10 protein-coding genes and 1 pseudogene are annotated in these 9,983 nt (G+C 51.2%); 9 read left to right on the top strand and 2 right to left on the bottom strand.

Annotation, left to right across the window (positions count from 1 at the left end):
• Window positions 1-1,451: 1,451 nt before the first annotated feature.
• The 8 genes and pseudogenes from IPN95_19475 to IPN95_19440 all read left to right on the top strand — a co-directional run bounded on the left by IPN95_19475 (window position 1,452) and on the right by IPN95_19440 (window position 7,340).
• Window positions 1,452-1,904 (top strand): hypothetical protein, encoded by a 453-nt coding sequence (locus IPN95_19475; protein MBK9451548.1) that lies wholly within the window; start codon window positions 1,452-1,454, stop codon window positions 1,902-1,904.
• Window positions 1,905-2,012: 108 nt separating this feature from the next.
• Window positions 2,013-2,216 (top strand): hypothetical protein, encoded by a 204-nt coding sequence (locus tag IPN95_19470; protein ID MBK9451547.1) that lies wholly within the window; start codon window positions 2,013-2,015, stop codon window positions 2,214-2,216.
• A 412-nt stretch (window positions 2,217-2,628) separates the two neighbouring features.
• Complete coding sequence (locus tag IPN95_19465) at window positions 2,629-2,946, top strand: hypothetical protein (protein MBK9451546.1); 318 nt, start codon at window positions 2,629-2,631, stop codon at window positions 2,944-2,946.
• Between the two features lie 183 nt (window positions 2,947-3,129).
• A complete protein-coding gene (locus IPN95_19460) occupies window positions 3,130-3,273 on the top strand; it encodes a hypothetical protein (GenBank protein MBK9451545.1) in 144 nt (47 codons plus the stop codon).
• 500 nt (window positions 3,274-3,773) lie between these two features.
• Window positions 3,774-4,124: a hypothetical protein gene (locus IPN95_19455; GenBank protein MBK9451544.1), complete on the top strand. Its 351-nt coding sequence runs from the start codon at window positions 3,774-3,776 to the stop codon at window positions 4,122-4,124.
• 3 nt (window positions 4,125-4,127) lie between these two features.
• Window positions 4,128-4,892, top strand: coding sequence for a hypothetical protein (locus IPN95_19450; GenBank protein MBK9451543.1), 765 nt, complete (start codon window positions 4,128-4,130; stop codon window positions 4,890-4,892).
• Window positions 4,893-5,013: 121 nt separating this feature from the next.
• The gene (locus tag IPN95_19445) at window positions 5,014-5,286 is read left to right on the top strand and encodes a hypothetical protein (GenBank protein MBK9451542.1); all 273 of its coding nucleotides are present in this window, start codon (window positions 5,014-5,016) and stop codon (window positions 5,284-5,286) included.
• Window positions 5,287-5,489: 203 nt separating this feature from the next.
• Window positions 5,490-7,340 (top strand): annotated as a pseudogene (locus IPN95_19440) (1-deoxy-D-xylulose-5-phosphate synthase).
• A gap of 372 nt (window positions 7,341-7,712) precedes the next feature.
• On the opposite strand, the gene IPN95_19435 reads toward IPN95_19440, so the two are convergent.
• Window positions 7,713-8,984 (bottom strand): hypothetical protein, encoded by a 1,272-nt coding sequence (locus tag IPN95_19435; protein ID MBK9451541.1) that lies wholly within the window; start codon window positions 8,982-8,984, stop codon window positions 7,713-7,715.
• A 96-nt stretch (window positions 8,985-9,080) separates the two neighbouring features.
• Window positions 9,081-9,305 carry a hypothetical protein gene (locus tag IPN95_19430; GenBank protein MBK9451540.1) on the bottom strand — a complete coding sequence of 75 codons (225 nt, stop codon included), beginning with the start codon at window positions 9,303-9,305 and terminating at the stop codon, window positions 9,081-9,083.
• 159 nt (window positions 9,306-9,464) lie between these two features.
• Between IPN95_19430 and IPN95_19425 the strand changes: the two genes are divergently transcribed.
• Entirely contained in the window at window positions 9,465-9,980 is a 516-nt protein-coding gene (locus IPN95_19425) for a redoxin domain-containing protein (protein MBK9451539.1), read from the top strand.
• Window positions 9,981-9,983: the final 3 nt, after the last annotated feature.

Raw genomic sequence — 9,983 nt, 5'->3', positions numbered from 1 at the left:
CTTTGCGACCATTTTGCTTCTTCTTTTCCATCGAATTTCCGCGGATCATTACGGAGTAGAATTGTTTTTGTGATCAGTGGTTATCTCATCACATCGATTTTGCTCGACTCCGGAACACCTGTTTGGCAAGGCCTACCTGAATTTTTACATGGGCTTACGGACCTGCGCATTTTTCCTCCTACTCCTATTATCTGATGCTGGCTATTTTGTGGCTCCTTCACGACCCTGTCGTCCATGAGTTCCTCCTTTTGCACTCACTCCATACCTTTAACTATGCCAGCGAATATTACTTCATCACCCATTCACTACGGGACCACTTAGCTCCCTCTGTAGAGGGAGCAGTTTTACTTGCTCTGGCTCTGTGATTGTCCTTTGCTTCGCCGCCTGCCGCGTGTTTTGATGGCAGGATGATCGGCATTGTGGTCTTGGCTTCTCGTCAACTTGCTTTTGGGATTCCTTCTTTCCCGCGCTTCAGTCCTCATAATCACGGGGGTTGCTGTCCCGCATTCCCGCATTGGGTATTGGCTCCCTTGGGAGCGATTTATGTGCGGCATTTTTACGATGCTTGACCGGTTCTTTAAGAACTTCTGGGCATTGAGCTCGCCATGATCGCACTATTTCTTACCATTTCTGGTGACCGATTCCCCACCATCCTGCCGCTCGCCCGGCATTCATTTCACGATCCTGCAGCGCTTCCAAATATGACTTTCGCCTTCAATTCTCCTGAAGTTCTTGGCCAATCCGCGCGTAGTTTATATTGGTACGATTTCATACGGCCTTCATCTCTATCACCTTCCGATCAGTCTCTATTTTTCCAAATACATTCTTTGAGCCGATCTTTATCCAAGATTCCATTTGAGGAATGGGGACGATTGTCCGTGTTAGTGGCTAACACCGGGAGATCATTCAGTTTCCACAGGCCAGCCTGCTCTCCTCATCTTGGCAATATTTTCCTTTCTACATTGAAAGCTGCTCTCTGAAGCTCACAACGGTTTTTTAAAAAGCCAGAAATCCTGCTCCTCTGAACAAAAGATGACGGTGGTTGATTGTACATTCGAAGGCGGAAAAGCTCCTGCTACTCACCTTGTTTTGTGTTGCTTTCTCGGGGAGTTCATGACTCAACACTTCTTGAATTTGATTATCTTTGTCCTCGGATCAGCCCAGTATTTGGTAGCCAATGATAAAACAATTGATGCACTGGATGCTTATCTGACTTAGGCTGCTTTATGCGGCCATGCTGCTGGTTTTCGGGGCAATGCGTTCTGCATACCTAAGGCGCGAACCACATTTTAGCCCCTTCAAAATCACGTTGTTTGAGGATGCTGTTACTTAGATTGCCTCCAAGGCATTGTGAATTTCAAAGACCAAAGGCCGACATCCCGACGAGCTTTTTTGGAAAGTCTCGTTCCGGAAACGATCGACTTGGTTGCAGGCGACTTCGGAAACCAAACTTGTCTGTTTCAAACTGCGCGAAGACAGCATCCGAGCAAGCCCTCTCCGTTGGCAACTGGGGAGAAGTCTTGCAAGCCATCATGCCGGCAAGCGTATCACGATTGTCTACGATGCCGGATGGAAGTCGACCAGTCACCGGCAAACTGGGTCGTCAATACCGAAAGCGGCATGCCGCTGCTCAAAGGAGCAGGGAAGAGTACTTCAGTCCAGCTGCAGAGATCAAACAAGTCATCATCCTGGGCCAAGCCAATTTCCAAAGCCCCAAAAGGTACCTTTTCATGGTTATGGAGCTGGGCATCGACAAAGACCTGCCTTACGTTCCGATGAAATTCCAGCATTCACAAAGGCATCGGTTTGGGTTCCGGTCGGCCGCATCCGTCGCCGTCCTGCGGAACGGAAAAAGGTGCTTTTACAACAAACAGCCGTCATTCAAAGCTCCCTCGCAGACTTGAATGATATTAGACCGAATTGTGTGCTCCGGAATTTTTGACTGAAGGTCATCTCAATGGGGAGGTTCCTTGCCGTCGGGAAACTCAGCATCAAAGGGCGAACGGCAGTCCATGTCGCTCAAGGAAACCGGGCTCCAACCTCCTACCGGTCAAAAAAGCACGATCCTCGAATGCGCAAGTGACCGATGGTGGCTTGCACCGCTTCCGGTTCAGAATATCATTCGGTTCAATGTCACGTCCTCTCCCGGCCTCAAAATGCGAAAGCCACTTGTGCTCGACGAAACAACCGCCAAATCGCGCGGATTCCAGCGCTGACTCCCAATCCTCCAACGGCCAACGGATTGCTGTTGGGCGAAGAGAAAATGGCTGCTGTGAACGTGCGCGTGTAGAAACCATCGTGAAAAAAAGCAACAAAGTCGAGGAATCGGCGGACTGGGCTATAACCGCGCGTGACATCCAGCCAAACTTCTGCTTTTTAATGCCGGACAAAAGTTGCGCAGATTCAGGTAGCGACATCCGATTGAAGTGGTCGCAAGTGCAGCAAAGCCAAAGTCGAAGACAAGCCCGAAGAGCAGGGTCAAATCCTGATTTGGAAGTTTCCCTGGAGAAAGGCTCCAAAGGAAGTAGTTTATCAATATGACGCCTTCGTTCCGCTCCCGAAAATGAAACGCTACACCGAGCATCGGGCTCATGTCTGGTACATCCTCGATGGCATGGACTTGGCCTAATGCGAGTTTTCGAGAATGAAGGTTCTTGGAAGTTTGAATTGCTAGCCGCCGAAACCATCGGCTGTGACGAGCAATGGTACGCGCGCTTGCCGCTGCCGTTTCGCTACGCAAGATGCGCCGCATTCGCCCGCACCCACGTGTATTACGGGCACTGGCTCGGGCGCACGTTGCGCGAGAGTTCATCGAACGCAACGAACTGGGAAACCGCGGCGTTGTCGCAATACGGGCAGACGATTTTCCATCAGCCGGCAAAAGACTTCACCGCCAAATCGGGGACGGCGAAACGATCGCCTCCTCACGCCCTTCCCCTTTGGTAGCCAATTTCCTGCTACAAAGACGTCGCACTCGGTGGCCAAGGCGCCCCGCTTGTCCCCTTCGGTGAGCGACACCTTTCCCGAAATACAAGCTCTTCCCCAACTCTGGGCAGCATCACAACCTGAGCTACAGCGGCAAAGCCTTTGACGTGGTGCCCTGCAACATGGCCCTCAATTGGCCTGCCAATGCCTTGGAAACGCTGCAAGCGTTTGACCAAGACGGGGAAGCAGCACGGAGCGGGCAAATGGACTACGCCTTGTACGGATGCCGAAAGCCTGCCTTGGTACCAACAAACCGGCCCCAAAAGTCGGCACGGAGTGGTTTACTAAAGCACATTCATCCGCTGATTTCCCAAAGCAGATCGCCGGTCGCGACTGCATGACTACTTTTGTGCTCCACGTTGTGAGTCGCATCACCGTGGCTATGCGCGACCTGCAGGTGCAGCAGTATGCCCTTGTTGTCACGGGCGGGGGTGCTTCACAATGCCTACCTGATGGAGAATTGCAAAAGTCTTTGGCCATCTCGGCATCAAATCGAGACAACTGCCTGACGCGGTGGTGGACTTCAAGGAGGCCATCATCTTTGCCTTTTGGGCCTAAACCTGTCTCGGCCAACCTAATATCCTGGCCTGTGACTTCGGCGCCAAGTTAGGTTCTGTGGCGGCATTCTTCACCCTTCCCCGCGCGGATGGGCAAAAACGGGCCGATTTAAGCCTCGTCGGAATTGATTTGCAGCCTTTTTCTAGTCACCTTCGACGAGATTGGAGGATTTCTGAAAGTTCGACAACGCAAAATTCTCCCTCACCCTTGCCTTCCACTGAAAGCACTGCATGAATTCGACGCTTAGCCTCAGCCTGATCGGGATTTTTTCCAGAGTCCTGTTCATTTCTCCTATCTCACCGGTCGAAAGGCAGAGACGAAGATTCGTTTTCCGCGCCAACAAGTCCCGTTCCGTGGATGGTGTTCGGCCTTCGGGCATGATCGGCGCGCCGATCTCCGGGGTGACCTTCATCTCCGTTCCAGGCTGGGTCGGAACGCAAGGCTTTGCCTATATGATCATGGTTTTGGGCTATTTGCTGGGGTATTTGGTGATCGCCTTCTTGCTCATGCCCTTGTACTATCGGCTGAACCTCACTTCGATATACAAATATTTGGAACAACGCTTCGGATTTTGGAGCTGACAAATGGCTCCGGGGCCTTCTACTTCTTCTTGTCGCATTTTGGGTTCGGCGATCCGGTTGTTTCTGGTGGTGATAGTTTCGTGCGGATCATCTTGGCCGATTTGGAGTGCCCTTGTCGTTGGTCGCGCCTTTGGCGATTTTAATGATCTGGGTGTTTACATTCAAGGGCGGCGGCCAAAACCGATCACGGACTTGCTGCAAACTACCTTCCTGCTCTCCGCTGCCGGATTGGCTGTTTGGTTCATCGCGCAAGAATTGCATTTGGATGGCCCTGGAGCAATTTGGGACGCTGTGGCGGGAAGCAAATATTCGAATGTCGTTGTGACGGACCTTGCGCATCCGCGGCATTGGCTCAAGCAATTGCTTGGGGGCATGTTCATTTCCATGACGATGACAGGCCTGGATCAAGACATGATGCAAAAGAACTTGACCTGCAAAACTTTGAAGGATGCGCAGAAGAACATGCTGAGCTTCAGTTTTGTGTTGGTCTTTGTGAATCTGCTTTTTCTTGCGCTCGGCGTACTCCTTTATATGTATGGAACTTCGAAGGGCTATGTCGTCGAAAATTTCGCAGACAAAGCCGCACCGTTGCAATACTTGAATCCGGCCACCGGCCTGATGGAAGGCGGAAAGACCGACCGACTGTTTCCGTTCCTGACCTTCAACTATTTGCCGGTCGGAATTGGTGGGTTTTATTCTCGCTTGTTTGCGGCAGCTTACGCGAGCGCGGATTCGGCCTTGACAGCTTTGACGACCTCCTTTTTGTGACTTTGACTTCGAAAAAGACCGATCAGAAGGTCAAAAACAAACCTGGCTTTGGGTACCGTCGGTATGTCCATCGTAACGATTTTCGCCGTGATCCTTTGGCAAAGTTCTGAACAATGTCGCGGTGATCGATGCCGTTTTTCAGGTGGCAACCTATACCTATGGGCCGCTTTTGGGCTTGTTTGCCTTTGGATTGTTTACGCGGCTGGGAGTGCGGGACAAACTGGTACCACTGGTTTGCATCATCGCGCCGCTCATCTGCTACATGATCAACTTTTGGTTCACAAGCGGATGGCTGGGTTTCGCGACTTTGCCGGTGAATGGCGCGACTCCCATTTTTGTTGTTGTTGGCGATTTCGACAGGAAGTCAGGAGGATCGCGCTTCAAAGCAGAGTAACCTTCCCGCTCGATTCAACGTTTGTTGCAGGAGCTGGGACATGCCGACATTCTGCGCTGATGCACATTTTCAAAAACGTAACGAATTTCGTATTTTGGGCCGACTTGTCTCCAGGCTGATGGATTTTCGTTTGCTGAAAAACAATTTCCATAAGGCTTGTTTAGCTTTTTAGACCCGATGCTTCAACAGCGGACACAGTAAAGATGATCCAAGAAGGAAAACTCCTCGCTCAAGTTCAATACCCCGAAGACTTCGGGAAATTGAAACCCGAAGACTTGTACCAGTTCTGCCACGAACTGTGGGATTACTTTGATCGAGCATGGTTCCCAACATGCGGCCATTTCGGTGCAAGCCTTTGGGGTGGTCGAACTGACCACGGCCATTCACTATGTTTTCAATACGCCTTATGATCAGCTGATTTGGGACGTTGGTCACCAAGCCTACGGCCACAAGATTATCACCGGCCGCCGCGACGAATTTCACAGCAACCGCAAATACAAGGGCATCTCGGGTTTTCCGAAACGCTCGGAATCAGAATATGACACCTTCGGAGTCGGGCACAGTTCGACGTCGATTTCTGCGGGCGTGGGCATGGCCATCGGCAGCCGCTACAACGGCGAAACCGACCGCAACGTCATCGCCGTGATCGGCGATGGTGCGATGACCGGCGGCATGGCCTTCGAAGCCCTCAACCATGCTGGTTGGGAAAATGCCAACGTCCTCGTTGTCTTGAACGACAACTGCATGAGCATCGACCAAAATGTCGGCGCACTCAAAGAATATCTCACCGACGTCACCACAAGCCGCACCTACAACAAAATCCGCGACGAAGTCTGGAAGCTGCTCGGCAAAATGAGCAACTTCGGCCCAAGTGCCCAAAAAGTCGCCTCTAAAATCGAAGACCTGTTCACCGCGCAATTCGGCCGCAAGGCGAATTGTTCGAGTCGTTCAACTTCCGGCTAGTTCGGTCCGATCGATGGCCACGACGTGAACCACCTCGTGCGCATCATGGACGACCTGGAAGGAGATTCCAGGCCCAAAAATCCTGCACTGCGTCACCGTCAAAGCGAAAGGATTCGAGCTCGCCGAATTGATCAAACCAAATGGCATGCGCCTTCTTTCCCGTTTGACCGCATGACAGGTGCTCATTTGTACCCAAAGTTCAAACGCCGCAGCCTCCGAAATACCAAGATGTGCTTGGCCATAACCACGGCCGAGCTTGCCAAGCTCAATCCTAAGGTCATGGGCATCACGCCTGCGATGCCTTCGGGTTGGAGCCTCGTTCATGCTGGAGCAAATGCCTGACCGCGCTTTTTGACGTTGGCAGAATGCCGAGCAACATGCGGTGACTTTCTCGGCGGTCTGGCCGCACAGGGCTTGCGTCCGTTTTGTAATATCTATTCGACGTTCATGCAGCGCGCGTATGATCAGGTGATTCATGACGGCCTTGCAGAAATTGCCGGTGGTTTTCGTCGGGACCGGGGCGTCTTGTGGGCGCTGACGGACCGACGCACCATGGCGCCTTTGGACATTGCGTATTTCCGCTGCATCCCCAACATGGTCGTGGCCTCGCCGATGAACGAGCAAGAGCGCGCAACATGATGTACACTGCACAGCTCGACGAGCAATTGATGCCTTTCAGCATCCGCTACCCGTGGCGAAGGCGTGATGCTCGAATGGCGCACGCCGTTTGAGAAAATGGAGGTCGGCAAAGGTCGCATGATCAATGACGGGGAAGGGGTCGCCATCCTGAGCTTTGGCCCGATGGGCAACTATGTCGAGGAGGCTGTCGCCAAACTGAATGCACAAGGTCTGTTCCCGCCCATTTTGACATGCGTTTTGTGAAGCCGATCGACGGTGAAATGTTGCATGACATATTCGGACGGTTTGACCGGGTCTTTGACCATTGAGGATGGCTGCTTGCAAGGTGGCTTTGGCTCGCCGTGATCGAATTCATGGTGGACAACGGGTGTTACACCTCACAGGTGAAGCGCCCCGGCATTCCGGATCATTTTGTGGAGCATGGTTCGCCGGAGCAATTGTTTGATGAATAATATGGGCGGAACGGCATCTATCAGGCCGCTTTGGAGATGGCTTCGGAGAAGGTTAGAAATTAGAAACTACAAATGGGAAATTGGGCATTTCGGTGCTCTGATGTTTGATGAACGCGGAAAGGACTTGGGTCTTTCCGCGTTTTGCTTTTATTGCTGGCCAAGGGCTCCTTATTGGTCATTTCTATTCCAGCAATTTCCGCCGGAGGCAATGTTCAATTGCCCTGTCCTGAGTTCGGGACGGCTCAATCAAAGGCCACCTTGACAATCGAGAAAATCTTGTCGCGCTCCTGCTCATAGACGATAATCGCCTCGGTATTGCTGATTTGCTCGGAATATCTTGGAAAAAAGCTGTCGTCAAAGGTCGTTTTGAGATCAAGGCTTCGCGCTCGGCGACTTTGCCATCGAAGTCGACGCTGTTGACGTAGAGCGTTCTGGGCTCTTTTCTGGTTGATAGCCGTAGATCAGGTAGACATTGGTGCCGCTCACGACATCGATGTAGCTGAGTTGGTCGCGCCTTTCGGATTGTTGCCGCTTGGGGACGACCGCGCTCCATTCCAAATCGCCATTCGCAGAGACGGAATTAACAATCACCTCGTCGTAGTGGTAGATTTTTTGGTCCACCCAATAACCATAGACATCCACGTAGGAATTGAAGGTCGTGTAAAATTTCTCCGCAATGAGTAAGACGCCGCCATCAGAGCGCAGGATGATGTTGTCGAGGTAGAAATTTTGCAATTCGCGGCCGCGCTCGATTTGTTTGTCGCGGAGGAAGTTGACCAGAAATTCGTCGGAGAATCGCTGGGAACTGCGGACCTCTTCTTCCAACTGACTGTTGATGCGGAAAAAGCAGGTTCCAATGATCTCGTCGGTGCTTTGGTGCGAGAAAAAGCCGGCGAGAAAGATGTTTTCTTCGCGGTCAATTTTCATCGTGAGGTCTGTCAAATACAATTCGCCGAGGTCAATGGTGACCTCCTTGCCTTCGGCGACGCCCGCTTCATACTGATAGATCTTAAATCCGAAGTCGTCGGGGGCCTTGACCTTGTTGACCTTGAAAAATTTACCCAATACATAAACCTTACCAGCGTTGCTCACCATGATTTTGCGTACCTGAAACTTGTCGTCGGGGTAGGGAATTTCGATTTTGCCCTCTACGAATTCCTTGGATTGGGCGTCAAAGAGGTAATAGAGAATCGTTTCTGATTTGGTGCCTTCGTTGAGATTTTTGTAACAGAGCAGCTTTTTCTTGTTGATCGACCTTGTGTATTTCAGGTCCACCCGCAATCCCTTTTCGTTGGGCAGCTCGGAAATTTGTTTGCTCGTTTCGATGGCGTTGCCTTCGAGGTCAAACTGGCTGTAGCTCGTGCGTACAGTGCGGTCGCGCGGGAAGTATTCGGAGATAAAAACGTAAATATCTTCGCCCAAAACGGCCATCAGGTCAATGTCGCTGTGGCCATTTTGTTGGAACACCTGCTTGGTCCAAGACTTGTTGAATTGATCGTCGTACTTGGTGATAGAGAGATAGCGGCTGGATTTGCGGCTTTGGTTGCCGAGGTGACCAGTCCGCCATCGGCAGCGACGTACTCCAAAACTGCGGCACGGGATCACGCCGGTCGAGGTCCAAACGGGACACAACCTCTTGTCCATGCGACGGGAAATGCAAGGCACAAAGCCCGCAAGCACCAGCAAAGCGAACCGGGTCTGACCAAACCTCAATTGCGAAGGAATCGATCATGGCATTGTTCAGGAATTGAAGGTGTCGTTTTTGCCGCGGATTACCCGGATGGCGAGGTAAAGCCTGAAAAGTCCATACAGAAAGATGGGCAAGGCAAACATCCAGCGGTTGTTGGGCTGAATAAAGTCATTGTCGGCATATCCGAGGAAAATGCCCACCGCACCCGCGACAAAGAAGGTGCTCATCAACAGGCGGAAGTATGCGCCAATCCCTGGCTTTGCATTGTTGTCCATGTTTGCAAATATCCTTCAATTTTCCATTTTTTCACATCCTTGTCTGTGTTGCATTCTTTTGCCCCTTCGAATGAATTTGAAGACCGCTTTCTGACTATCTTTGTTTTCAGGCACGGTATTTGCTTTTCTCCTGCCACACGATATCTGCATCAGAATACTATGAAACAGTTTCTCCTCGCATTCGCCCTTTTGCTTAGCACGAGCTTCGCATTCGCCCAGACCACCGAGCAACATGTCTCCAAGGGCAATACCAACGAAGGCATCGGCACATTGATTCCCGATTTCAAGTTCATGGACATGAACAATCAGCCCGTGACCCGCATGTCCTTGGTCGCCAACCAACCTACCATTTTTTTCTATTTTGATCCCGATTGTGATCATTGTCAATTGATTGCAACGATGATCAATGATCAGAAAGCCCTGTTCAAGGGAATGACATTGGTACTTGTCTCTTGGGCCGAAGTCGAAGCGCTGAAGGCCTTCCCCGAAAAATATCTGCCTGGATTTCCTGGCAAGCTGATCGTCTCCAAAGACACCGAATTCAAAATCGACAAGTGGTTTGGCTATAGTGAAACCCCAAGCATCTACGTTTACAACAACAAATACCTGCGCACGGCTTCTTTCAAAGACGAAGTAAGACCCGAAATTTTGGTTAAGTTTGCGAAGCAACAATAGTTG

It is taken from the genome of Bacteroidota bacterium (assembly GCA_016718825.1).
GTDB lineage: Bacteria > Bacteroidota > Bacteroidia > J057 > JADKCL01 > JADKCL01.
This window is presented reverse-complemented; position numbering and strand designations above follow the sequence as displayed.